The sequence below is a fragment of the Rhizobium jaguaris genome, assembly GCF_003627755.1.
Classification (GTDB): Bacteria; Pseudomonadota; Alphaproteobacteria; order Rhizobiales; family Rhizobiaceae; genus Rhizobium; species Rhizobium jaguaris.
In genome coordinates this window covers 176,379-198,879 of the sequence record NZ_CP032697.1, presented here as the reverse complement: position 1 = coordinate 198,879, position 22,501 = coordinate 176,379, and the positions used below count along the sequence as shown (strand labels likewise).

Sequence of the window (22,501 nt, the reverse complement as noted above, 5' to 3'; positions counted from 1 at the left end):
TCGATATCATTCGGCAAGTCCTCGACACGCCGCCGCAGACGCGCATCCGCGACCAAGCTTTTGGGGAAGAGTGGCCGCGTCCAGCGCTAAAAATCGAATAGAGTTGATGTGAAAATACCAACGGAGGAGAAAATGGATCCGGCGAGCTTCGTTATGTCCGTGGTCATGTTCGTGGACACTTCCGGTGGCAAAGGAAAGTGTAGGTGAAAGATCGGATAAGCAGGAGGATAGGCATGCCCTTGCGGCACAAGCGTCGTTCCGTCATGTTCGGAAGATCGCGTGCCGGATCCGCTTCAGGATAAACGATAAATGGTCCCTGGCGTCCCTCCTAGTTTTCTTGAACGGCCCGACCTTTGCGCACGCCATCTTGACGACCGCAGATGGCAGTTAATCGCGAGAATGCGGCGGTTCTGGCTAGTCATGGCACTTAATCCGAGACTAGTTGAAGCGATCGACGGCGGTTGATCTCGTGAACCGCGACGAGCTCATCCGTAAGTGAGCCCTTACTCTGCACTGAACGTGTCGTTTGGCACTTCTGTGGTTGCCGCCCGTTTAGCAAGAAGTTTCTGACCTTCTTTGACGTGTGATCGAGTGCGGTCTTCTGTCAGGCCTTTCGTTGCGGCGCTTGCAAAGGCCGCTGGCCGGTATGGTGATCTGCGGAGCGGGTCCAAATCTTAATCCCGAGCTTGCGGGCTCAAAGTGCCAAACTGGTTTTCCCGTTCCCGATCGGTTCGATCATGCGCCCATTCAGGTCGTCGACTTCTCACACCTCTTTGCCAGTCCTGGTTATCCGTGGCAGTTTCCTTTCACGCCGCCATTGCCAGAGCTGGGTCTCGATAATCTTCCTGCTTCGTCAGCATGGCCCATATTGTCCGAGCCATCTTGTTCGCCAGTGCAATCGCCACCAGCATGCGCGGCTTCTTCGCGAGCATCCGCGAAAGCCACGATCCTTGTACTGGCGGTTTGCGACCCGCCCAACTCAGGCGCGCCATTGCCCCGATGATCAGGAGCCTGCGGATGTCGGCCTGACCAGCCTTCGACACCCGGCCAAGCCTTTCTTTCCCACCAGAAGAGAACTGTCGTGGAACGAGGCCGAGCCAAGCGGCAAAGTCACGTCCGCATCGGAAGCTCTGCATCGCCGGCGCGAAAGCTTCGACGGCCAACGCGGTCAAGGGTCCAACACCCGGCATGGTCTGAAGCCGGCGGGCGGCTCCGCTTCGCCGAGACAGCTCCGCGAGCTTCCTGGCTTTCTCTTCGATCCGGGCCGTCTTCTCGCCGATCTGAGCCAGAAGGTCGCGGCATTCCTCCTGCACAATCTCGGGCAGGCCGATCTCAGTATTGTCGAGGATCGCCTCAATGCGCTTGATGTGACCAATCCCCTGCGGAATGACCTGCCCATATTCGTAGAGAACGGCGCGCAGAGCGTTCACTAATTCCGTTCGCTGATGAACAACACGCTCACGCGCCCGAAACAGAACCGCCCGCGCTTGCTGATCAGCGGTCTTCGGCTCGACAAAGCGCATTTCAGCTTGACGAGCCGCAATGACGATTGCCTCAGCATCGACTGCGTCGTTTTTCTGCCGTTTCACGAACGGGCGCACGTACTGCGGCGCGATCAGCTTGACTGCATGGCCCAGCTTCACCAGCTCACGCGCCCAGTAATGGGCGCTCGTGCCGGTGACTGCTCTGACATGAACCGGAAGAACTGCCCGCGAGACAGTTTCTTGCGATACTTCACAACGCCTGTCATCGACGCCCCGTGTAGCTGGAAAACATTCTTTGCCAGATCCACTCCGATCATCGTATCGTTCATCCGCCGACCTCTCTCTTTTGTGGCTTACACCACATCACCTTGGCATATTGCTATGCGGTTGGGGGAGGACGGCAACCACCCCATCTTAATCGTAAGAATGCGGCTGTTCCGGCGAGCTAGAGCACTTAACGTGAGATTCGTTAAAGCGATTTTCAGCGCTTAACGCCTTCAGATGCGGCAATAACCTTTTGTGATATTTGCGATTTGCTGATGAAGATCCACCGAAGACAGTCATTTTAATTCACAGCGGCGGTTCTCACATTAAGTGCTGAAATCCAAACCAAAATCTCACATTAAGTGCCCAGTCTCAAATTAACTGCCGCGCTATCTTAATTGAAATTCTTGCAGGCCGAGTCTTGATATTAAGTGCAAAGCGACAATTGTCTGCACCCCAGCTCCGGTCGCCGCACCATTTCACCATCGGGTCGATGTCATTCTTCCACTGATCGACTGTATGCCGCAGGAGCGGGTACGGCCCCTCGACCGTGTATTCGAACCATGGATCGACTTCGGGCTGCCTGACGGCTTCCCAGAGATAGCCGGCGGCTGGTCCGCGGCCTCGGCCGAGGCCTTGCTGCGAGAGAGTTCGGAGTTGTCGAAGTCGAACGGCCGAACGAAGAGCAGGATCGAGTAAAGCAGGCTCAGTGCGTCGCGTTGCTGGATGAAGCGCAGATAGGTCAGCGTCAACTCCACCCGAGCCTGTGTCGGTACCGGAGCAATACTCCCCATCGTGTTGCCTCATGTAATTTTGTTACCGTTTGCCTCGTCTAGAATGTTACTGCGTAGCGCAGCATGAGGGATCTGGAGCGACATGTGAGCCAAAGTGCCGGCGTCGCCAATGAGCCGCTGCACGGCTTGCACTCGCCATACTCTTACTCGCTTCTGTAGCGTACGAAGCTGTCGGAAGCTGTATTGTCCAGGGTAACGGGCCTGGAACTCGACAAGAAGTTCAAGTGCGGTCTGGTCTGGGTGATCTTCAAGCCACCCTGCCATCTCCTCCCAATGGTCTTTGAAGGTATCGGGGCGGCGACCTCGGGGGTTGTCACTGAACCGACGATACGTCTTCGAGGCGATGACAATGCCGCGCGCGCGAGCCGCCTGGCGCCAGAGACTGACCTTGCGAGCGAACGTTTTGTACTGTTTGCGAGTAAATCGACCTGGAAACTGGATGCATAACTCTTCGAAGAGCTGCATGGCGTTGATGTTGGGGAGTTCTTCCAATCGGCGACACGCGATCGGCCACGCCGCGCGGAGCGCCTGGATGCGAGCTTGGCCAGGTTCAGCGTAGATCAGATTCGGCGTCTCCAGCCTTTTCGCTTCCATTGGAGCGGTCGCCGACGGTTTCACCAGTTCGAGCGAGACGGTCGGGCTCGCAACAGGGGCTTGTGTTGAGACCTTTTGTAGACTTCGCAAGTAGCGCGGTTTGGCTTCAATGGAAAAGGTTGGACGAATCTCACCCACGTGCCAGGCGCTCGAAAGGCTTGCCACGAACGCGGCCAGGTTCGGCGGCTCGGATGTGGCCGGTGGCGGTGTTTCGCCGTCGGCCAACGCTGCCAGGTAAGCCTGCACGGCACGCATTTCCTCCACAAGCTTCAACGGATCGAGCTCGGCGGCGATTTCGCTCAGTTTGGTCCTGACGGCCACCGGCGTGCTTTCGGCTTGCAGCAGACGCTCGCAGGGAGTCTGCGGCGGATGATAGCGTTTGGCCACCTTTGCACCATCGCGGTGCTTTGCGGCCAGCTTAAACGAAGGCTGGAAGAAGTTCACAAAGAGCCTGGACGCCCCGTAAAGGCGCGTGATCGCCCTGGCGGCGGCCAATCCTTCGAAGCGCCGATAGCCCAAGAGCTTCCGCACAACGGCGCCATTTTTCTGCTCTATCCAGGCTTGGTCGTTCTTGCGGTAAGGCCGTGCTCGAGTGAGTTCGATGCCGTGAGAAAGGCAATATTCGATCAGCCTGTTGTTGACAAATTCACTGCCGTTATCCACGTCCAGAGCTCTCAGTGCAAAGGGCAAGCCTGCGCGAATACGCTCGAGTGTCTCGACCACGAGGCTGCCTTCTCGGACCACAATGGGCGCCGCCTCCGTCCAGCCGCTCGCGATATCAGTCAGAACGAGACTATGAACGTAGCTACCGCGATTGACGCCCCCGCAATGAGCTACCAGATCCATTTCCATGCTGCCGGGATGCGGCTCGTTCCAATCAGCAAACGTGCGCATTTTGATACGCCGCTGTGGCTCTGGCACAATCCTTGGCTTTTTCGTTTTGGTGGTGCGCCTCGGCATCCGCAGCAGGCGATCGATCGTGGCGGCGCTCATCGACAGGATCTTGTGGCGTATCTCTTCCTCGAGCAGCAAATGGCCATTGCGTTCCAACGCCGGCAATAGAATGGGCAGCAGCGCCTTGAGGCGCTTGCCGCAAACTCGATCAGAAGCCTCCCACAGGATAATCAACGCACTGCGCACCGCCTCGTCATAGAGCGCAGTGCGTTGCCGCGTCTGTCGGCTCTGTGGTGCCGGTTGGCCATTCAGGACACGGATTGCGGATTTCTCGTGATACCCCGTCGCAGCAATAAACTCGTCCAGGATCCTGCGCTTGTCCTTATTCGCGGCAGTGGAATAGCGACCCCGGATCGCATTGGCGAGTTCCATACGCATCGCCCGCGTCATCTTCGTCGTCATGATACCTCCCTAGCGATGAGGGCATCATGGCGCCATGTGCCGTCACGGTAACATTCTAGGTGAGGCAACGAACTCGCTCAGTAACAATCTTCTTGAGGCAATGCGACAGCCTGCCTGTCGGCGGCGAACCGCTCCGGGTTGAGAAGCCCAAAACCGCCAACGTCGATCTGCATCGTCCCTACCTCGCAGGCGTTGTACCAGATGCGAAACCGGCGGCCGAATGCTGGGCCGCGAGAGTTTCTGAGATCGGTGTCGTGGATTTACTCGATAGCCCAAGGATCGGATACATTCTGGGTTCAGGACAGGCGCCCACCATCTGAAGTCCTCGAAGAGGATCTGATGCGGTTCCTTGATCCACCCTTCCATAGCGCCGCCAGCCACCAGAGTTTCCGGTTGTGCGTGCTGTGGCTTGTGTCTCTCGCCTTCGAGCAGTTTGACGCCGCCGTTGTAATGCTTGCGGATCACTCTCCCCTCGAGCGCCGACAGGCGGTTTTCAACCTGAAAGCTGAAGATCACGCCCACTACGGAGATTATCGCCAGCCACATCGCGTAGTCCGGAATTGCGAACTCTTCTTTGACGGCCCACGCGATTGCCCAGCCTGCCGCGATGGCGATCCCTATGCCGAACTTCTTGTACATTCTTGCCCCCTATTTCCCAACTATTTCGTTGAAACGGTCTGAGGACATGTCCACAGAGGACGTCAGCCGAACATCCGGCGTAGGAAACCACGCTGTGACTGTTGGGCTTGCTGCCGCCAGGCATCACGGTCAGCCTCGGCCCGGAGGTCTTCGGTTTGGTTCCTCTTATGTGGATGCATTGGGAGAAGAGAACGGTCCCGGTCCAACTCATCGTTGTATCAGTATCATATGCTAGTTGACAGCGAATACGCGCCGAAGTATTTTATTATAAACTCCTTGCATAACCACAGATAGCAGACCTTGCCGGTGCCTTTTACCATGGCGCCGTACCCGTTTTTTATGCCTATTTCTGTCGAAGGGCGAATTTGTACCTGCTTCACATTGAAGCAGTTGGTCGATTTCGCGCGTTTCTTGCGAATTCCTCGTCAAATGGAACTTCAAGGGAGGTTGCAATGGCAGAGCAGCGAAAATCCGTGATCATTACGTTCAAGGCCAAAGAAAAACGGCCCGACAAAGAGAAGGACAAGCTCGAGATCGTGCGCGCCGCGATTGCGCAGGAGGCGATGCCTCACTTCCTCGATGCAACATCGTTGCCCATAGGGGCAGGCCGTCCTGTTCTAGAGGATGAAGCGGTTGGATATGACGTAAATCAATATGAAGCGCCGATCGTCAGCGCTAAACTCCTCAAAAGTGAGATGGACGTCCTCCGCAAGAATGCCAATGTCGCGAATGTGGAGGAGGACGCTCCTTGTTACGCAATCGGTAGCGCCTTGCAACATCTGCAGATCGAAAATCAGCCGGCGGTGATGGCTGAAACGATTCCGGTTGGCGTTGCACAGATCTTGGCCCCTGCTGCGTGGGGAAATTCCCAGGGCAAGGGCATTCGTGTCGGCGTCGTCGATACCGGGATCGACTTCAATCACCCGGATCTAAAAACCAACTACGGCGGCGGTATGAGCTTTGTACCGGGTGCACCAACCCCTCTGGATGACCAAGGTCACGGCACACACTGCGCCGGTACGATTGCTGCAGCGATCAATGGGGCCGGCGTCGTGGGCGTCGCACCGCAGGCTTCGCTTTATGCCGTCAAGGTGCTCGACCGCAACGGCAGTGGACAATTCAGTTGGGTTATCGCCGGCATCGACTGGTGCATTCAGAACAAAATGCACATCATCAGCATGAGCCTCGGAGGGTCTGCCGCACCGACCGCTTTGCAGACCATTTGCAACGTGGCATGGGACCGCGGCCTGCTGATCGTGGCGGCGGCTGGAAATGCGCAAATCCAGGATCCTGTGCCGCCGGCTGCCAGCAATGTGGGTTTTCCCGGCAAATACAAGAACGTCATTTCCGTCTCGGCGATCGACTCCGGAAATGTCATTACGTCGTTCAGCAGCAGGGGGGCCGAAGTTGATGTCTGCGCACCTGGACTAAACGTCCTGTCCACGGCGCCGGGAGGCGGCTACGCTACGATGAGCGGTACCAGCATGGCCTGCCCTCATGTTGCCGGAGCCGCGGCGCTCACTTGGGGCGCCCATCGTTTCTCGAACAACGAGCAGATCTGGAATCTGTTAGCTTCCACTGTTGATAATTTGGGAATGCCTGGGTGGGATCGGCTCTATGGCTATGGTCGCGTTAATGCAAATGCGGCTTCCGGAGCGCTGGTCCCGCCACCAACGGTGCCGAAGAGGGGCGTCTGAACGCTTAGCGATGGCCGTTTCAACATGCAACGGCCATTGCACCCACATTCCATTTTCTTATGATCTATCCGGCCAGGTCAGCTACGGCTTGCGCAGCGCGTTGGCCTCGGTGTCGAGCTCAATCAGTTCAACCTGAGGCATCGCGGCCAACTGCTCGATCTGATCGGAAGTCAGAGAAGCGGCAACAGCTGGGATGTGCTGAAAGGTCACACTCGCCTTGATCCCGCTTTCCAAAACGAACTTCACGTCCTCTGCATTCCGCATGGTGATTATCACTGGGACGGCACGCCCGGTGAGACGAGCAGATTCGACCTCTCTCGACAATGATTCATCGACTTTCATAGTCGCTTCTCCACTCCGACAATCAGAAATTGTACAGAAAAGCACGAGTGCACTGCAGAATGCACGAGATAGCGCATAAAACATTTGGGCACTTTACAGCGTTGAAACCACGGCGACTTTCAAGAGGATGATATTGTACGGTTGTTCGTTCGATAAAGCATCTCCTGACAATCTCAATTTCATTGTACGACGGTTTGGGCGACCAGCAAAGAGAATCCACTCTGATGCCAGATGGTTTAGCGGCCCATACAGGCTTAGCCAAGGAAATGGACAGCAATCGCGCGGCGGAAGTTACTACACGAGTTCCGGCAGGTTGGACCGTCGCCAACACATGCTCAACTTTGCAGAAACAGGACACTTTAACTTTGCGGCTACACTGATTGTGGCGCATAATGGGATTATGGAACTCTATCGAACGTGCGTGATGGCGCGAAACTGGCACGTCGGACCCAGCTAACACTGGACATGCAGTACTCTAGGCGGCCAGTCCTATTTTCGCGGCGGACGCCACGCCCAAATCCGTTTGGGACATCAGGCGCGCGCGGTGTGCGAGGCTGGGTTAGGCCAAAGGCCGCGCGTCTCGAGAATATCAGCTACAGGGAGGTTATCATGGATCCCGTCAGTGTGATTTTGGGCGGGCTAACCGCCATCGGAGCAACCATCGGCGACACGCTGATCAAAGATGGTTACGACGCCCTCAAGGCACTGATCGTCAGCAAGTTCGGGAGTGCGAATCCTGGCCTCGCCAAGTGCATGGACGATTACGTTCAGGACCCGAAGAAGAAAGCCGAGGCGGAGAAAGCGATCCGCGAGGCGGGGGTCGCTGATGACAAACAAATCGTCGAGAAACTGGCAGCGCTTCTGAAACAGGTAGAGACTGTCAAGCCCGGAGCCTCTGGTGGGCTTGTTGGGCAGCTTGTCGCCGTCAGCAGCAACATAGCGGTCGCTGAGGAGGTGCATGGCGGGATCACCTTCGGGAGCCCGCCTGGCACGGGAAACTAGCATGTGCCCTGAATCCACCGTGGTCCAGAGGGTAGCGTTGTCGGCGGGCTCAGCGCCCACCACAGCAATGTTGCCGTTGTCGGAGAGGTCCATGGCGACATCATCTTCGGCGCACAATTTTCCCCGCCTGCCGACTATGTGCTTGACTTTCCTGAGCTTGTCGAGGCCGCCTCGTGCGCATTCGTCGGCCGCGAGCCGGTGTTCGCAAGGCTCGATGCGTTTCGCGCTGCGTCGGTGTGCGGCTATTTCGAAGTCGTCGCGGACGCTGGCCTCGGAAAGACGGCGCTTGCCGCGGAGATCGCGCGGCGGAACGATGCACTTTGCTTCTTCGCAAACGCCAGCCGCGGTCTGACCGCAGCAGAACAGTTCCTCACGCATCTGTGCGCCACCATTATCATCCGCTACGGGTTGAAATACGATCGTCTGCCTTCCAAGGCGGGCGAGGACGCGACGTACCTGGGTCGCCTGCTCAAGGAAGTAGCCGCAAAATCAGCGCCTGTATGGATCGTGGTCGACGGTCTCGATGAAGCGGAGCGTCCGCCGACCAACGCCAATCCGCTGTTGCTCCCAACGCATCTGCCCCACGGTGTCTACGTCGTGGTCACGCACAGACCAACCGGCGGGCATCTGCTAACACAGCCCAATACGCCGAAAGCCAGCTACGAAATCCTTTGGGATGCGCCAGACCAGAAAATGGCCATAGAGACGTACTTGGAACAGCGCGTGGCTCGGGATGAGCAGATCAAGGCGACTCTGGCTGATTTGCGCCCGCCGCTTGGCGCGGACGCCTTTGTCGAACGGCTCAAGAGCGCAAGCAAAGGCAATTTTATGTACCTGAGCTATGTCCTTGCCGACATGATATCGCCGCGCGAGGCTGGGCAGCCATCGCTCGACCTGGACAAGTTGCCGCAGGGCCTTCAGGGGTATTACGAACAGTTCTGGTCCAAAATGAAGGAGGCACAAGCGGAGGGCTGGGCTGACTGGGATACGCTGTACCGTCCCGTGATCGAACGCCTCGCGGTCGCTGCCGAAGCCGTGACCGCGGACTGGCTCGGCGCGCAAACGGGGCGCGATCCGCAGGCCATCACGGAACGGGCCCTTTCACGCTGGACGCGTCTCTTGGGCAGCGAGCGAGTCGGCGGAGTGGAAACCTGGCGGGTTGTTCACCGTTCCTTTGCAGATTTCCTAGCCGACAAGGTCAATCTTCGCTCCGCGAACCGTGCCGTCGGCGAACACTACACCGACCGTCTCTCGAATAAGTGGACCGAGTGGGACAATTATGGGCTTCGGCATGCTCCCCAGCATTTGGCCGCGGCGGCGGCCGACCCGCTTGCGCGGCACGTGCTCACGGAAAAGCTCGTATCGCTTGTGCTCGACGCGCAATATGAACGACAGCACTTAAAGCGGCTTCGCGACCCGAACGCCTTCGAACGCGTGCTCGAACTGGCGCTGAGGACTGCCGCCCATGACGATGGCCTCTCCCCCATACTGCTGGCCGAAGTGGCGTTGCGGGTCGTGGCCTTCGGCAAGGAGCAGCGCCGGGCGCAGCCGGTATTCGATTTGGCCGTTCAAGGCGACGTCGATGGCGCAGAGCGGCGGCTCGACCTGTTCGCGCTGGAGATGGACGCAGCCTGGTATCAGGCCCTGCTGTTGACCATCGCCTGGCTCGGTGCTTCCAAAAACATCGAGGGAGCCAGAGGTCTTCGCGACCGAACACGGAAAGCGATTGCGATTGCGCCGCCTTCGCCGGTGCTTCAGTGCCTTTCGCAGTGGGTTGATGCTGCTATAGACAAGACTCCTGTGCCCGTGACCTCGCTACCCCCGCCTCCCCCGCTGGAGGAAGCGCGTTCGATCGTCGCACGTCTGACAGATTCCGCAGTGGATCGATCGTTGTTGGCAGGTGCCGATATCGAGCTTTTTGCGAGCCGGGAGATGATGGCGGGTTCAAAGGGATATCTCGCCGAACTTGACGGGCCGGACCTGGTCGCGTTGACGGCGGCGGATCCGGGTCTTGGAGAACCGCTTTTGCAGCAATATGTCGCGCTCCATGCGGCCTATGGCTATCGCGAGTATCGTCAGGGCTCCTTGTGGGCGTTGCTCGATGCCGTGCTACAACACCCAAGGGTGGAATGGGTGCGGAGTTGGGTTCCGGCTCTGGGTGCCGCGGCGCTGGCCCCCAACCGCGGCGAATTTCGCGAAAGCCTCGGGATCACGACCCTCGCCCTGCGCAGGCTCGCAGGCGAAGCCGGGGCCGTTGAGCAACTCGACCAAGCTCTCTCGCAGGCCGTCGACGCGGTGGGCACGACAGATGTGATCGCCGCAGGTGCGGGCCGCCGCGGCCAGGGCGATACATGGGGGACTCATCGCAGGCGTCTTTCTGCCTTCGCCGAAGCCTTCTCGCGGCTTCCGGGCGGCCGGGCGACATCCGCGACACTCATCACGCGCGCGCTCGGGCTACGCTATGGCTTTGCCGGCTTCAACGCGCCAGCCTGCACCGCCCTGGCGGAGGCGATCGAAATATCGTCGCCGGATTTCGGATGGATCGCCCAGGCGCTCGCAGCCGCGCGCAGTTCGGCCCACAACATTCAGGACAGCACCTTCTGCGCGCGCACAACGGCGCGTGTCAACGCGATGGCATCTCGCTGGTGGGGAGCCCCTGCAGTCGGCGCATTCGACGTCGTCGACCTCGCCGAGCGCCTGGCCGTGGACCCTTCGGCACCCGATTTCGCTGCTCAGCATAAGGTGGGTGAGACATACGCCGACCGCGATCCTCAGTTTACCATTCCCCTTTCCGATAAACTCTTGAACGCGACCTCGCTGACGCAGCTTGCGGAAGTCTACCAGCGACCGCTCGAGGACTTTCGGCGATTGAACATCGATCAAGGCTGGGATGCCGAGCAGCCCCTGCCACAGGGGACCTTGGTCAATATTCCCGACCCCGGGTTCCCGCCGCTCATCGCCGCCCGGTTCGTTGCGCGTGCTTTGGCGGATCCGTCGTTATCGCCGGAGGAGCAGCAAGCGACCATTCGTATTCTCGTGCCCATCGCTGCAGCCGAGGCAACCGTGCTCGACACGGTGCTCTCACGCTTTTTCCTTGCCGCGGGCGCGCAAGACCAAGACGTTCTAGCTGCGCTGACGGAACTCGCCAAGGGCAGTCAGGCCACCAGTGCACCCGATTTGGAACTCCAGGTCCGTCTCACGGCCTTTATTCCCTAAGGTCTGATCCTGTCTTTGCCGATCTCCAGCGCAGTGCAGAAAATCAAAACGAGGGAGAAGGGGGGGCATGAGGATTTGTGGTGCGGTCAGGCGGCGCGGGCCATTTCGGGCTTCTCATGATTGTCGTTAGCCATGCCCGGATACCATTGCAGGAAGGTTGAACGCAGGGAGCCGTCAAGGGTCTGCGTGCGGGTTTGTAGCAGAAGGTGCGCACCGGTCCTGCTCCACTGCATCTGCTGCTTTTTCGCGAACCGCTTGGAGATGACAGCATTGACGGTGGCCTCGACGAAAGCCGAGGAGATGCGCTCGCCGGACCGATAGCGCTCGCCGTAATTGATCAGGCTCGCACTGTTGGAGGCGATGTAAACTTGGAATTCGCCGATGGCGGTCAGGAACTTGCGCATGTTGGGATAGTCCGTTTCGAGACCTTCCGCATCGAATTGCAGGTCGGCGATTTCGTCACGGGCACGATAGCCGTTGCCATGCCAGAGATGCCATTTGATCCTGCGTAGGCTTTCAATCAGATCCTGCCCGGCCTGCTCGTGGTAGTTTTCGCACCCCTGCGCGAACTGGCGAAGGACTGTGATGCGCATGGTGATATGGAACCAGTCGAGGACATGCTCGCTCGCTGGTGCGATCATCTCGGCGAGCGAACGGACCTCTTCGCCACCATCTGTGATGAAAGTGATATCCTGATTGGCCTGCACGCCCTGCTTTTTAAGATGATCGAGAATCCGCCGCTGCGGTTTACGGTCGTAGCCGTGGACGAAACCGATGTAGCGCGGATCACCGTCTTCGGGCAGTGAGCGGCCGACGATCAGCTCGAAGTTCCTCTTCCGGTCTTTGCGGTCGCGGATGTATCCGCCATCGAGGCCGATGACGATGCGGCCATCCGGAATGGGCAGGTTCATCCAGTCGCGTGGGCAAGCATCCTGCATGAAGGAGACTTTTTCTTCCGTCAGCTCCCGCTCGATACGGCGGGCCGCGCGCAATGCATGCTGGCGGACCGTCGTAGCATTGGCGCCGCAATCGATCGGCAGCACGTCGGCCAATAGCTCGGCGGCGGCGGCATAGGGCACGAGCGACGCCCACCGGGTCTCCAGATAGAGGCGCTCGGGCGCGATGTGGTCGGGGATCAGTTTCCGTAGAGGTGAGATCGTTGCAGGACCGTTCGCGCCGTCTATCCGTGCCAGGCAATAGCGCGGGCTCTTCAGCTGCACGTCGCCGAATAGCGTATGAAAGGTGACGGGATAACTTCCCTTGCTGCGTAGACGGGCGCCATTCAGATCGCGATTTTCCCTGAGCCACGATTCCACCTGCGTCTCCACCATCGCCTGCTGCAATTTGGCGAGGAGGGTCTTTGCCTCCGATAATGACAGTCCGAGATCCTCGGCGCCTTTCGTCACCTTCACCAGATCGGCCACGGTTTCGGTCGCGATCGTCTCGCCGTCATCATCCATCATGCCAGCTTGCGCGCTCCTTCAGTCTATCCAGTGCGGCGCGCAGTTCCTCGGCACGGTCGGGAGCGTCCAGCACAACAAGGGATTTCGTTTCGGCGACCTCCTGCAAAAACTCGGTCGTGATCTCCAGGTCGTCCATCGTCTCATAGCCGAAGGCGTTGTCCCGCCGCCACATCCAGGCCTCCGGCCCGCCGCAATCCTCCTGCGGGCAGTCGCCGTCTCCTCCGGTGCATGCCGGATAGTGAGCACCCGATTTGACGGGCTGGCGCTCCTCCAGCCGGATCTCGTGCTCCCAGGGAATGTTGAGGTCGTATTCGTACAGGAACCGGCTGCCTTTGCGCAGCTTCAATTCGCCAAGCATCATGGCCGGAGAACGGGCACCCGTCTCCCACGAGCCGTACCGCGCCGTGTGAATGATAAATTGGTAAAGGTGGATGCCTTCCCATCCCATCGCGACCTGAAGGACGCCATGAAACTCGCGCAACGTCATCGTCGAGACTACCTGAACCCTGCGCCACACCATCGGGCTCACGTCCTTTAGCCATATGCGGAATTGCAGGATAACAGCCTCATCCTCCGAAGCGGGCGTCTTCCCGCTACTCTTTGCTGCCTTCCGTTTTGCCCTCTTCACACCCACCCGCTCCGCCAGGATTCAATGACGGCGACATACTCCGTTCCACCCCGCCCCACAAATCCTCATGCTCCCCATCCTGTGGCCAATCAAGCCTACAATCTCAGCCATCCGTTTAGTTCGTCGTGTGTAGGGTGAAGCAATCTCGGGCAACCGGTCTGTGAAAGTTCGTCGCCCGCATTTCCGGTGTCTACACTGCCACCGGTTCAGCGCGAGCTTGATTTTCACAACTTGGCCCTGAACAGGCAAGTCCAGGAGGCGGCGGTTGTGCCAGCCGTGCCGGTGCCGGCTTCGCATTCCGCAATCCGGGCAGATACCGACAGGTTTCGCAGCGGCAGAAACAATCCAGTTTTCTTCATCTTGAAGGGTGATACCCAGAACTTTGACCCCTGGGCCGGGTGACCATTTCGATTCCGTTCGCATCCCCGCAGATAGCAATCGCAGCACTAACACTCTGTTAACCACAGAAATTGAGGAAGAACCTAATTAACTGCAAAGCGATATGTGCCAAGAGTCGAGTGCGCAAATAACACGCGTCGGGGATCAAACGATCTCAAGTGCGAAATCGTCCAGGATTTGTGCCAATTCATCTCGTGAATCCAGCAGCGGCCCGGCAGATTTCACGTCGAGTTTAGGGAGCGCCCGATCGAAGAGGGCGGTATTGGTTTCACCATTCAGGCGGGAGTCGTAGATGATCCCGTCCGGTTTCTCGTCGTGGAGCCAGAGTGCTCTTGACCATTGCTTCCCAAGTTCATGCGAAGCGGCACGGGCAGCATCAGTCGGTATGCGCATGCGCACATTCCATCGGAGCGCAGGTCCGCGAGCAGCAGAGGTTGGTTGATTTCGATCGACGCGCAAGAAACCTCCTGAAGCTCCGCAATACCGATAGGGAAGGAGCCTTTTGAACCGACGGCGCGTTCACGCAAGATCGCTTCGGCAAAGCAGACTTTTATGCTGCTGCCGAAATAAACAACGCCGAACCGGTCGGGAGGAGACACGGTCACTTCGGGATCACTGAAGCGGCTTGATCCAAAGCCGTAGCCAAGAGGGTTGGGATATCGGCTTTGGAAGAGCCGGTACCACGGAGCGCTAGAAGTCAATTTTAGGGTCACAAGCTCACGCGAGCCGAAGTCGGCGGGCGGCAGCAAATTCAGCGAGATGCTCAGGAGAAATCACCTCTGCCGATGGAGCGCGCCGCACCCACAGCATGCTCGATCATGCCCTTCCGCAACATCTCAAGACCGGTGCGACCGCCGAGGCTATCGCTTTCCTGAAGGAGAAACCGGTAAACCGCCCATGGGTGCCCGTTCAAAGCTTCGAACAGTTGAGCGAGACCGCCAAGCAGTTGACCATCATCGCCGATTTGCCATTTCGGAAAGCGCACGCCTCGCTTTGCTCCTTCGAGCCCGAGAATTTCGTGACGCTTGCGCTTTCTGTTCACCGTCTCGCGAGTGGCGCCGATCTCATCGGCGAACTCGTCCGCAGACAACATCTCGGGTCCCTTGAGGATTTCAGCGACACGCTCGGCGCCGCGCTGCTTTGCGGCCGCGAGGGCGATGTCCAGCGCGTCCTTCTGAGGGGCGATCTCTTCAATCTCAATTTCAGGCTCTTCGTCCGCCGATCGAATGACATATGTCACACGAACGGTGCCGCCCGTGTTTTTGGCGCGCTTGACACCTTCGGACACGCCAGAAAGCACGCGCGCTGCGGTCGCGCGGGCTACCGCTTTTTTCTCAAAGAGCGGCTCCCATTTGCCTGCATATCCGGTGATAAGATTCCTACGGCGCTCGTTGCGCTTGCGGGAACCGCCTTTTTTTTCGGTCATAGCCATAGGGCACCTCCAACGGAAATATGGGCTGTCTCGTCAGGTTCGTCAACTTCGTCAGCTTGAGGGCGCCGCGACGATCACTGCGGTGGGAGGTCAGCATGGAAGTGTGGCGAAGAAGTTGGAATGTCCGCCTTTATGCAAAGTAGAAATGTCCTTTTGGTTGCCACACGGCATGCCAATCAGCCCCGATCTGACCGGCTGATCTAAACGCAAGATCAGATCGGGGCGGGTGAGGCGCACCCCTTCGGCTTTAGATCCCATGAGGAGTGAACAGCGGCCGGCGCTCTGGCAGAGTGAGGCTGCATCAAAGCACTCGCTCAGGAGGAGCAGATTATGGAACCCACATCCATTCAGCCAACCGCTGTCCGCACTGATCTTGGCGCATATGTGTCATTGGAACGGCGTTCCAGCGCCTCGGGGACAGCAATCAACGCTCTATGAACCATCTCGCCCTCTTTGGGGTCGATCCTGACTTCGACGCCGCCGTCGATGGCTTCCTCTCCGAACTCCTCGCCCAACCCGTCTAATTCCATCCGGTTCGACCAGTGGCGAGCCAAATACCAAGGAGACCAGTATGACCCAAGTTGATCAGCGCCCAGACATCGATCCATATCCCCTGAGCCCCTATGTCGCGTGGGCCGGCAATCGCAACAAAGATCCCATCCTAACGGCATTCAAGGAAATCTTCCCAACGTCGGGCAATGTTCTTGAATTAGCGAGCGGCGCGGGCCTTCACATCAATTATTTCGCTCCGCATTTCTCCGGCGTGCATTTCCTGCCGTCCGACTATGATACTGATGTTTTCGATACGATCGAATCGAAGCGCGCGGACGCTGGCAACAGCAATGTCGCCGATCCTATTCGCATCGATCTCACCGATCCATCTACCTTTCCCGACCCGAAGGACCAGACCTTCGACGTGATCTTCGTGATCAACCTCTTTCAGGTGGCCCCGGTGTCGATCCAGGAAGGCATTGCTCGCCTCTCGTCGTCGGTCCTCGCGGCGGATGGCTTTGTGGCGATCTATGGCCCGTTCAAGCGCGACGGCCACTATACGACAGGCTCGAACGAAGCTTTCGATAAGGAAATCCTAGCTGCTGGTGTCACCGAATGGGGTCTCAAGGACATCGGCGAACTGGAAAAGGCCGCGGCTCCGCATGGCCTGAAGCTCGCCCGCACGCTTGACCTACCAGCGAATAACTTCATCCTGATCTTCGATCGTGTCCGCTGAGCGAGGAGACTTCTTGTGGCGAAGGCCCCGAAAAAGATACCGGCATTACCGGGTGTTGCGGTCGTTTTCGGAGCCGGAGCCAAACAGGGGCTTGGTGCCGCGCTTGCGCGGCGCTTTGCCGCTGAAGGACTCGCGGTCGTAATCGCCGCGCGCAGCGGCGATCGACTTGCAAAGCTGCAAGAAGGCCTACGGGCTGATGGCAACGCTTGAGGTGATTGTTGCGGACGCGAGGCCGTCGTTTTCAGATTGGATGATGGTGATCGCCTGGGCCAGATTCAACGCATGCTTCGCCGTGAAGTCGGCACGCCTGAAGACGCGGCCGCAATAAGGTGGATCCGCGTGCAGACCGAGCAAGGCCCCGTGCGCGCGTTGGTTTCTGGGCTGGTCCGAAGGGAAGCTATGTTACCTCCAAACTATCACAGGAAGCGGTAGCAGGCATTCTGGCAAGGGCGTGCCGTGCCAGAGGGTCGTGCGCCGAGTATCTTTATTTGACGGTGAAACATCTCGAGGCCTGGGGGATTCGGGACCTTAACCTGTGGAGGCTTCAGAAGTTCGTTGCTGATGAGCTTTGGGCTATCCACGAATTGGGAAGCGTGACACGCCCGGTCCACCTGATGAGCGGAAGCGCGTAGGGCGAAACCGGCATCTTCCGAAGACGGAGCCATTGGATCGGAAATTCGTCTGCCCTAGATCAGACCGTAAGGGAAAGAGACACGGGTAATTCTCCCGCTCGTTTGAAAGCAGAGAGAACAAGCGATGATCTATGATGCCGTTGTTGTGGGCTCCGGCTTTTCCGCCATCGCCACGGTCGGCAACCTCGTCGAGCTGCTTCCTGAAACGGCATCCATCGCCGTTGTCGGCGACGATCCCGGATTTGGCCGGGGAACGGCTTATCGCACCGAGCTTTATCTGCATCGCTTGAACGTACCCGCCGGACGCATGAGCCTCTTTCCGGACCGTCCGGATGCATTTGTCGAATGGCTGCGTGAGCGCAAGCGGCCATTGGGTGGAGGAGACTTCGCCTCCAGACAGGATTATGGCCTGTATCTCCGCGACAGCTTGGCCGCTCTTCTGCGCAGCAGGAAGCGCCGATGCCGGGTCGATTTCATCAAGGCAAAGGCCAGCGGATGTGTCGAGCGATACGGCGCCGCGCTCGGTTTTCTGCTGGACAATGGCGGTGAGATTGCCGGCCGAAGCATCGTGCTTTGTCTTGGCGTCGGAAATGCCAAGTTGCCGTTCGATCAGTCGCAGTTATCGGCCGATGCGCAATCGCATATCATCGAAAATCCATGGCGACTGTCTTGGCTTAGACGGGTGGGGAGGACCGACACGGTCTGTATTCTCGGCTCGGGGCTGACGATGATCGATCAGGTCCTGGCGCTATTTGCCCACGGATTTATGGGTAAGGTAATCGTGCTCTCACGGCGGGGCCTCGTCCCGCTCAATCATATCAGTCATCCACAGCCGGCTGCGGAAATCGATGTTGGGGCATTGCCCACGAGGATGAGTGAAATCCTGCATGCTCTGCGTCGTGAAAGCAGGAACGCCGGCGACTGGCGCAGGGTCATGGATGGTCTGCGCCCGAAAACGCAGGCTCTGTGGCTGAGGCTGCCGGATAGCGAACGCCGCCGCTTTCTGCGCCACGCATTGCCATGGTGGAACATCCACCGTCACCGCGTCGCCCCCGACGTTTTTCGCCGGTTCGAAAGCATGATGCAAAGCGGCCAGGTTTCGGTGCGAGCCGGCTACCTGCGGAATGTGAAGGACGCAGAGGCTCTAATCTTGCACTACCGTCCCCGCGGCGGAGGCGTTGCGGCGTCGATACAAGCGGACTGGATCGTCAATTGCACCGGCATGGAACGTGCAGGCATAGCGCACTCGCCATTATTGCAGGAGATGCAGCACAAAGGCCTGGTGGAGGCTGATCCGCTTCATCTTGGACTGATTGTCGACGCCCAGTCCCGCATTCCCACGCCGATAGGCAGCAAGGTGGCTCTCTATGCGGTCGGTGCATTGACCGCAGGCCAGTTCTGGGAAATCACCGCCGTACCGGATATCCGCATACAGGCAAGAAAGGTCGCCCAAGCTATTGCTGATAGTGTGCGCAGCGACCACCCCTAAATCATGGCGCGATGCGCACCACCAGCTTGCCGAAATTTCGTCCTTCCAGGAGGCCGATAAAAGCCTCCGGAGCGTTTTCAATCCCATCCACGATGTCCTCCTTGTATCTGAGGCGTCCTTCGGCGATCCATTGTTCCGCTTCGCGATAGAAATCCGGGCGTTGATCGGCAAATTCGCGCTGTATGAAACCTCGTAGCGTCAGGCTCTTCCGCAATATCGTACGCATCACCGCTGGCAATTGGTCGGGGTCTCGCGATGCGCCGGCGTCATCGTTATAGTGCGCAATCAGCCCGCAGATCGGGATGCGCGCGAAATCATTCAGCAACGGAAATACCGCGTTCCAGACATGCCCGCCGACATTTTCGAAATAGACGTCGATGCCATTCGGACAGGCCGATGCAAGCTGGGTTTGAAAGTCGCTCGCACGATGGTCTATTGCCGCATCGAAGCCAAGCTCTTCGTATAGATAGCGGCATTTGTCGGGGCCACCTGCAATCCCAACCGCCCTTGCGCCGAAGATCTTCCCTATCTGGCCGACTGCCGAACCCACCGCGCCGCTTGCAGCCGCAACGACCAATGTTTCGCCCGCCTTGGGCCTTCCGATATTGCGTAGCCCCGCATAGGCGGTGAAGCCCGGCATTCCAAGAATCCCGAGTGCCGTCGAGATCGGCGCCGCATCTGGGTCGAGTTTGCGCAATCCATTGCCGTCTGAAATCGTATGGCTCTGCCAGCCGGAATGGGAGAGAACAATGTCTCCAGGCTTGAATGCCGGATTGCGCGAACTGACGACGCGCGCCACCGTCCCGCCTTCCATCACGCCGCCAATTGCGACGGGCGCGGCATAGGACTTCGCGTCATCCATGCGGCCACGCATATAGGGATCAAGGGACAGATAAAGGATCTGGAGAAGGATTTCGCCTTCGACCAGATCCCTTAGCGTTTCCTGCTCGAGGCGGAAGTTCGCAGTTATGGGCTTCCCGGAGGGGCGCGAGGCAAGCACGATGCGTGTGGTGACGGACGGGTTGGCCATACGGAGTTCCTTCTCTCTTCTTATCCGTTACTATCGTCCGCGAGGTCCGGCTCTTGAAGTTTCCTCCTTGAACCACAGCGCAACGCCGTTGGCGGCGTCGGCATCGACGAGCAAGCCTCCCTCGAAGGCGCGCGGCGAAAAGCCTCCTTGCGCGAGGATATCCGCCGCTACCTTGAGTGAGCGGACGTTCAGACCAAGGGCTATCTTTCTTTCGTTGCCCGCAAAGCCTTGAGGAATGGCGGATCCAATTCGCGAGGCAGCGTCGGCCTCGGAGATGATATGAACCGTGACGATACCGGCTTGAATTGCAATACCGTCCTTGGCGACTTGTGGCGCCGCGGTATTGGGAAATCCAGCCAGCAGTTCGGTAATCGTTTGAGGAGCGCGGCTGACGATAAACACGTCGACAATATTGAGGACGCCGTTCGGATGGTCCTGATCGCCCGGTTGCCACACCAGTTCCGGCGTGTTGTGCTGGCAAAAGAAGAAGCGGCCGTTGGAAATCGCCTCCTTGCCGATCTGGAAGGTGCGGAAGCTACCGGCCGCGAAAAATTCCGCCATTCCGTAACGGAGCCGGCGCTGACCAACTCTCGTCGCAGACCGGCAGCATCGGTCGCGCGAAACGCAAGCCCGTTCAAACCGATCGGATAGGACCAGAGATCGCTTCGTTTCCTGTCATTCTCCTGCGGGAATCCCAGCAGCTCCAGATAGTTTTCACCGAAAACGGCAAGATGATTGATGGAGCCCAGTGTGTGATGGCCTCGCGGCGTGAGGTTGAAACCGAGCTTGCGGTAGACGGCGGCTGCTTCGTGCAGTCGGTCAAGGACGCCAACGACCGCGTGATCAAGGATGAGTGGTTGGGCCGTAACAGCCATCAGTGTCTCCCAATATGAAGATGGATCAAATGGTCGTCTTCTAGCGGCAGCTGGCCGGCTCGCATTTCCATTACTTGCCAAAGCCCGCGTCGGATATGGTTCTGAGAGGAAAGTCTATTGGCCGCGGTTCCAGCCATTCTTTTCGGCTGATGCCGCGATCAGCGATGCATAGGTCTTACCGATCACTTCGAGTTTTTGCACCAGATCGGAATTGGGGCCGCCGAGCTGGCCTACATAGTCTTCGCCTTGACCGGATTTGTCCCAATCGTTGCTAATGAAGCGCGCGGTTGCTTTGCCTGACGCGGCAATTTCCGGCTTGGGATCTGCGAAGGATGCCGCAGTTTGTTTCAATCCGTCCAGGAAGGCCATGTCATCAAGGCCGCTGTAAGGCTTTCCTTCGGAATTTACGACGTTAAGGTAGATCTGTTCGTCCGCGAACGCCGTATAGCCGCCTCCCAAGCCCTTCTTCGTCGCGTCGGCCGTCTCGAAGAACTTCTGTGCGACAGCCGCGTTGAGCGTGTCCTTGGGAAATCGTACGACAACAAAGCCGGTCTTACCCGACGTATCGTCAAGGCGCGAGACGAGCACGCTGTACTGACGAAAAACGTAACCAAATGAGCCGGCAAGCCGATCGGCGATGTGGTCATCGAGCTCTCCTTCCGTCTGAAGCGATGCATTCGTTTTCAGCAGATACCCGCCGGGCGTGACCTCGGTCTCCAGGGTTGCCGGATCAATGCCATTTGCCGATATGATTTTCGGCACGATCTCCTCCAGCACTTGCGCCGAGAATGCCGCCCGGTCATCGTAACTTGCATGGGCGAGCCCTGGCAGCTTGAAGCCCGAAGAAGGCGTGGCTTCATAGGATAGAAGTACCTTCTCCCCTGCGGTCGCAGCACTGTGAAGCGCCAGCGCGACGGCAATAGTCAGAACAATTGCTGCGCCGAACTTGGCAGCGATTGAGAAGGTATTCTTGATGTAAATTCTGCGTAGCATCGGCAATTTTCCTCGTCGATTCCGGTATTCATTTCGCGTTGATCTTGCGCTTGTCCTATCCATCATCACGCCGCTGGCAGGCATTGCTGGCTGTTTTTAAGCCTCCAGCCTCCGCTTGATCCTTTTTGGAGTACGGAGGGCGGAAGCTGTAACATCACTGCCATGTCAAACCATCTGCGATATCAGTGATCGTATCCGGAGGTCGAACGGAGCCGATTGCTGATCGTGCGAGGAATTTGCAAGGCTGACGGATTGGAGGATATTGATGACTGTTAATGCAGGCGTCGCTCGGGATTTGATTGTCAACGGTGACGCCGGTGCCGGTATGAATAAATTTCACGGGAAAGCTCCGTGCATTTCGACTGCAGTTCGCTGCTGGTGCCGTCATCGACATGATCTTCGAGAAGCAGCATCCGATATTCTTGAGCTAGCAATCTGGCCTCGATGTCGTCGCGCTGTGCCGAGAGATGAAAGAAGTAATGTAACCTACTCATGGCGCAGGTTTCCCTAGGCGGCGCGATTGACGCCGTCAGCGGATGTCGACATCAGCTTATGGATTGCCCGCAGCACGTCCGATGTCGTCGCAAAGTGTTGACCATCGAGATCGTAGACATGAAATTTGACGGCGATGAACTTCAATGAATTGCTGTCCGGAATGACGATGCCGACCGGAATGCCGGCGTATTCGATCACTTGTCTGGTCATTGCGATCACCTGTTGAAATCCATTCTTGCGGATGAGATGAAGAGCGAGGCACGGCATTGCGAGTGAGTTAGTCTATCAATTTTATAGACTATAAACGTGGTGGGTGCGACCGACCATTGTCATCGATACCAAATAGCTGCGCGATCGCGGAATAGAATTCTAATATAAGAAGACGTGGGCTATCCAGGAACGAAGACGGCTTGGATGCCACAAGAGTTTTCTCAAAGCATAGGACTGTG

21 protein-coding genes and 4 pseudogenes are annotated in these 22,501 nt (G+C 58.1%); 8 read left to right on the top strand and 17 right to left on the bottom strand.

The genetic code is table 11. The features are described 5' to 3' along the window. Window positions 1-806 precede the first annotated feature (806 nt). The 4 genes and pseudogenes from CCGE525_RS37650 to CCGE525_RS37635 form a co-directional block, all read right to left on the bottom strand. Window positions 807-1,813 (bottom strand): annotated as a pseudogene (locus tag CCGE525_RS37650) (IS110 family RNA-guided transposase). Between the two features lie 414 nt (window positions 1,814-2,227). After that, window positions 2,228-2,542 (bottom strand): hypothetical protein, encoded by a 315-nt coding sequence (locus CCGE525_RS37645; RefSeq protein WP_162950471.1) that lies wholly within the window; start codon window positions 2,540-2,542, stop codon window positions 2,228-2,230. A gap of 9 nt (window positions 2,543-2,551) precedes the next feature. Continuing rightward, window positions 2,552-4,492 (bottom strand): integrase catalytic domain-containing protein, encoded by a 1,941-nt coding sequence (locus tag CCGE525_RS37640; RefSeq protein ID WP_245472494.1) that lies wholly within the window; start codon window positions 4,490-4,492, stop codon window positions 2,552-2,554. A 42-nt stretch (window positions 4,493-4,534) separates the two neighbouring features. Then, window positions 4,535-5,131 (bottom strand): hypothetical protein, encoded by a 597-nt coding sequence (locus CCGE525_RS37635; RefSeq protein WP_120709340.1) that lies wholly within the window; start codon window positions 5,129-5,131, stop codon window positions 4,535-4,537. Between the two features lie 452 nt (window positions 5,132-5,583). On the opposite strand from CCGE525_RS37635, the gene CCGE525_RS37630 reads away from it, so the two are divergent. Further along, on the top strand, window positions 5,584-6,828 hold the full coding sequence (locus CCGE525_RS37630; protein WP_120709339.1) for a S8 family peptidase: 1,245 nt from the start codon (window positions 5,584-5,586) through the stop codon (window positions 6,826-6,828). Window positions 6,829-6,909: 81 nt separating this feature from the next. Here the strand turns inward: CCGE525_RS37630 and CCGE525_RS37625 are convergent, their stop codons facing one another. Then, window positions 6,910-7,170, bottom strand: a complete 261-nt coding sequence (locus CCGE525_RS37625; RefSeq protein ID WP_162950470.1) for a protease inhibitor I9 family protein — start codon at window positions 7,168-7,170, stop codon at window positions 6,910-6,912. Window positions 7,171-7,779: 609 nt separating this feature from the next. Here CCGE525_RS37625 and CCGE525_RS37620 point away from each other — a divergent pair. Next, on the top strand, window positions 7,780-8,172 hold the full coding sequence (locus tag CCGE525_RS37620) for a hypothetical protein (RefSeq protein ID WP_120709337.1): 393 nt from the start codon (window positions 7,780-7,782) through the stop codon (window positions 8,170-8,172). Between the two features lie 138 nt (window positions 8,173-8,310). Next, entirely contained in the window at window positions 8,311-11,388 is a 3,078-nt protein-coding gene (locus CCGE525_RS37615) for an NACHT domain-containing protein (protein WP_120709336.1), read from the top strand. A gap of 86 nt (window positions 11,389-11,474) precedes the next feature. Here CCGE525_RS37615 and CCGE525_RS37610 read toward each other — a convergent pair whose 3' ends face one another. The 6 genes and pseudogenes from CCGE525_RS37610 to CCGE525_RS37590 all read right to left on the bottom strand — a co-directional run bounded on the left by CCGE525_RS37610 (window position 11,475) and on the right by CCGE525_RS37590 (window position 15,310). Then, on the bottom strand, window positions 11,475-12,851 hold the full coding sequence (locus tag CCGE525_RS37610; protein WP_120709335.1) for an ISKra4 family transposase: 1,377 nt from the start codon (window positions 12,849-12,851) through the stop codon (window positions 11,475-11,477). Next, window positions 12,841-13,407: a plasmid pRiA4b ORF-3 family protein gene (locus CCGE525_RS37605; protein ID WP_281024698.1), complete on the bottom strand. Its 567-nt coding sequence runs from the start codon at window positions 13,405-13,407 to the stop codon at window positions 12,841-12,843. Before CCGE525_RS37605 ends, CCGE525_RS37610 begins: the two co-directional genes overlap by 11 nt. Window positions 13,408-13,551: 144 nt before the next feature. Further along, window positions 13,552-13,902, bottom strand: a pseudogene (locus tag CCGE525_RS37600) (transposase family protein); the annotation flags it as partial. A gap of 120 nt (window positions 13,903-14,022) precedes the next feature. Further along, the gene (locus CCGE525_RS39670) at window positions 14,023-14,271 is read right to left on the bottom strand and encodes an RES domain-containing protein (RefSeq protein WP_281024692.1); all 249 of its coding nucleotides are present in this window, start codon (window positions 14,269-14,271) and stop codon (window positions 14,023-14,025) included. Then, window positions 14,154-14,591: an RES family NAD+ phosphorylase gene (locus tag CCGE525_RS38870; protein WP_281024697.1), complete on the bottom strand. Its 438-nt coding sequence runs from the start codon at window positions 14,589-14,591 to the stop codon at window positions 14,154-14,156. Before CCGE525_RS38870 ends, CCGE525_RS39670 begins: the two co-directional genes overlap by 118 nt. 50 nt (window positions 14,592-14,641) lie before the next feature. Further along, window positions 14,642-15,310 carry a hypothetical protein gene (locus CCGE525_RS37590; RefSeq protein ID WP_120709334.1) on the bottom strand — a complete coding sequence of 223 codons (669 nt, stop codon included), beginning with the start codon at window positions 15,308-15,310 and terminating at the stop codon, window positions 14,642-14,644. Window positions 15,311-15,881: 571 nt separating this feature from the next. On the opposite strand from CCGE525_RS37590, the gene CCGE525_RS37580 reads away from it, so the two are divergent. The 4 genes and pseudogenes from CCGE525_RS37580 (at window position 15,882) to CCGE525_RS37565 (ending at window position 18,659) form a co-directional block, all read left to right on the top strand. Continuing rightward, on the top strand, window positions 15,882-16,538 hold the full coding sequence (locus CCGE525_RS37580; protein ID WP_120709332.1) for a DUF938 domain-containing protein: 657 nt from the start codon (window positions 15,882-15,884) through the stop codon (window positions 16,536-16,538). A 15-nt stretch (window positions 16,539-16,553) separates the two neighbouring features. Beyond that, window positions 16,554-16,748: an SDR family NAD(P)-dependent oxidoreductase gene (locus CCGE525_RS37575; RefSeq protein WP_245472491.1), complete on the top strand. Its 195-nt coding sequence runs from the start codon at window positions 16,554-16,556 to the stop codon at window positions 16,746-16,748. After that, window positions 16,749-17,170 (top strand): annotated as a pseudogene (locus CCGE525_RS37570) (gamma-glutamylcyclotransferase); the annotation flags it as partial. It lies immediately after the preceding gene. A gap of 124 nt (window positions 17,171-17,294) precedes the next feature. After that, the gene (locus tag CCGE525_RS37565) at window positions 17,295-18,659 is read left to right on the top strand and encodes an FAD/NAD(P)-binding protein (protein ID WP_120709331.1); all 1,365 of its coding nucleotides are present in this window, start codon (window positions 17,295-17,297) and stop codon (window positions 18,657-18,659) included. 1 nt (window position 18,660) lies between these two features. On the opposite strand, the gene CCGE525_RS37560 is transcribed toward CCGE525_RS37565, so the two are convergent. From CCGE525_RS37560 to CCGE525_RS39775, 3 genes and pseudogenes are all read right to left on the bottom strand, one after another. Further along, window positions 18,661-19,689 carry an NADP-dependent oxidoreductase gene (locus CCGE525_RS37560; protein ID WP_120709330.1) on the bottom strand — a complete coding sequence of 343 codons (1,029 nt, stop codon included), beginning with the start codon at window positions 19,687-19,689 and terminating at the stop codon, window positions 18,661-18,663. 30 nt (window positions 19,690-19,719) lie between these two features. Then, window positions 19,720-20,250, bottom strand: coding sequence for a VOC family protein (locus tag CCGE525_RS37555; protein WP_342637478.1), 531 nt, complete (start codon window positions 20,248-20,250; stop codon window positions 19,720-19,722). Window positions 20,251-20,285: 35 nt separating this feature from the next. Further along, window positions 20,286-20,504, bottom strand: a pseudogene (locus CCGE525_RS39775) (VOC family protein); the annotation flags it as partial. Here CCGE525_RS39775 and CCGE525_RS39465 point away from each other — a divergent pair. Further along, window positions 20,445-20,582: a hypothetical protein gene (locus tag CCGE525_RS39465; RefSeq protein ID WP_245472545.1), complete on the top strand. Its 138-nt coding sequence runs from the start codon at window positions 20,445-20,447 to the stop codon at window positions 20,580-20,582. The pseudogene CCGE525_RS39775 and the gene CCGE525_RS39465 overlap by 60 nt on opposite strands. 96 nt (window positions 20,583-20,678) lie before the next feature. On the opposite strand, the gene CCGE525_RS37550 is transcribed toward CCGE525_RS39465, so the two are convergent. The 3 genes from CCGE525_RS37550 to CCGE525_RS37540 form a co-directional block, all read right to left on the bottom strand. Next, window positions 20,679-21,557, bottom strand: a complete 879-nt coding sequence (locus CCGE525_RS37550) for a hypothetical protein (RefSeq protein ID WP_245472489.1) — start codon at window positions 21,555-21,557, stop codon at window positions 20,679-20,681. A gap of 302 nt (window positions 21,558-21,859) precedes the next feature. Next, window positions 21,860-22,051 (bottom strand): hypothetical protein, encoded by a 192-nt coding sequence (locus CCGE525_RS37545; RefSeq protein ID WP_120709329.1) that lies wholly within the window; start codon window positions 22,049-22,051, stop codon window positions 21,860-21,862. Between the two features lie 13 nt (window positions 22,052-22,064). Next, window positions 22,065-22,262, bottom strand: coding sequence for a hypothetical protein (locus CCGE525_RS37540; RefSeq protein ID WP_120709443.1), 198 nt, complete (start codon window positions 22,260-22,262; stop codon window positions 22,065-22,067). Between the last annotated feature and the right edge of the window lie 239 nt (window positions 22,263-22,501).

Excerpts from the sequence above, each read along its gene's own strand:
- CCGE525_RS37645 (WP_162950471.1), bottom strand. The coding sequence starts at position 2,542 with ATGGGGAGTATTGCTCCGGTACCGACACAGGCTCGGGTGGAGTTGACG.
- CCGE525_RS37580 (WP_120709332.1), top strand. The coding sequence starts at position 15,882 with ATGACCCAAGTTGATCAGCGCCCAGACATCGATCCATATCCCCTGAGC.
- CCGE525_RS37545 (WP_120709329.1), bottom strand. The coding sequence starts at position 22,051 with ATGAGTAGGTTACATTACTTCTTTCATCTCTCGGCACAGCGCGACGAC.
- CCGE525_RS37540 (WP_120709443.1), bottom strand. The coding sequence starts at position 22,262 with ATGACCAGACAAGTGATCGAATACGCCGGCATTCCGGTCGGCATCGTC.
- CCGE525_RS37610 (WP_120709335.1), bottom strand. The coding sequence starts at position 12,851 with ATGATGGATGATGACGGCGAGACGATCGCGACCGAAACCGTGGCCGAT.
- CCGE525_RS37620 (WP_120709337.1), top strand. The coding sequence starts at position 7,780 with ATGGATCCCGTCAGTGTGATTTTGGGCGGGCTAACCGCCATCGGAGCA.
- CCGE525_RS37555 (WP_342637478.1), bottom strand. The coding sequence starts at position 20,250 with ATGGCGGAATTTTTCGCGGCCGGTAGCTTCCGCACCTTCCAGATCGGC.
- CCGE525_RS37635 (WP_120709340.1), bottom strand. The coding sequence starts at position 5,131 with ATGTACAAGAAGTTCGGCATAGGGATCGCCATCGCGGCAGGCTGGGCA.
- CCGE525_RS37550 (WP_245472489.1), bottom strand. The coding sequence starts at position 21,557 with ATGCTACGCAGAATTTACATCAAGAATACCTTCTCAATCGCTGCCAAG.
- CCGE525_RS37565 (WP_120709331.1), top strand. The coding sequence starts at position 17,295 with ATGATCTATGATGCCGTTGTTGTGGGCTCCGGCTTTTCCGCCATCGCC.
- CCGE525_RS39465 (WP_245472545.1), top strand. The coding sequence starts at position 20,445 with ATGGCCTCGCGGCGTGAGGTTGAAACCGAGCTTGCGGTAGACGGCGGC.
- CCGE525_RS37640 (WP_245472494.1), bottom strand. The coding sequence starts at position 4,492 with ATGACGACGAAGATGACGCGGGCGATGCGTATGGAACTCGCCAATGCG.
- CCGE525_RS37590 (WP_120709334.1), bottom strand. The coding sequence starts at position 15,310 with ATGGCTATGACCGAAAAAAAAGGCGGTTCCCGCAAGCGCAACGAGCGC.
- CCGE525_RS37625 (WP_162950470.1), bottom strand. The coding sequence starts at position 7,170 with ATGAAAGTCGATGAATCATTGTCGAGAGAGGTCGAATCTGCTCGTCTC.
- CCGE525_RS37630 (WP_120709339.1), top strand. The coding sequence starts at position 5,584 with ATGGCAGAGCAGCGAAAATCCGTGATCATTACGTTCAAGGCCAAAGAA.
- CCGE525_RS39670 (WP_281024692.1), bottom strand. The coding sequence starts at position 14,271 with ATGCGCATACCGACTGATGCTGCCCGTGCCGCTTCGCATGAACTTGGG.
- CCGE525_RS37560 (WP_120709330.1), bottom strand. The coding sequence starts at position 19,689 with ATGGCCAACCCGTCCGTCACCACACGCATCGTGCTTGCCTCGCGCCCC.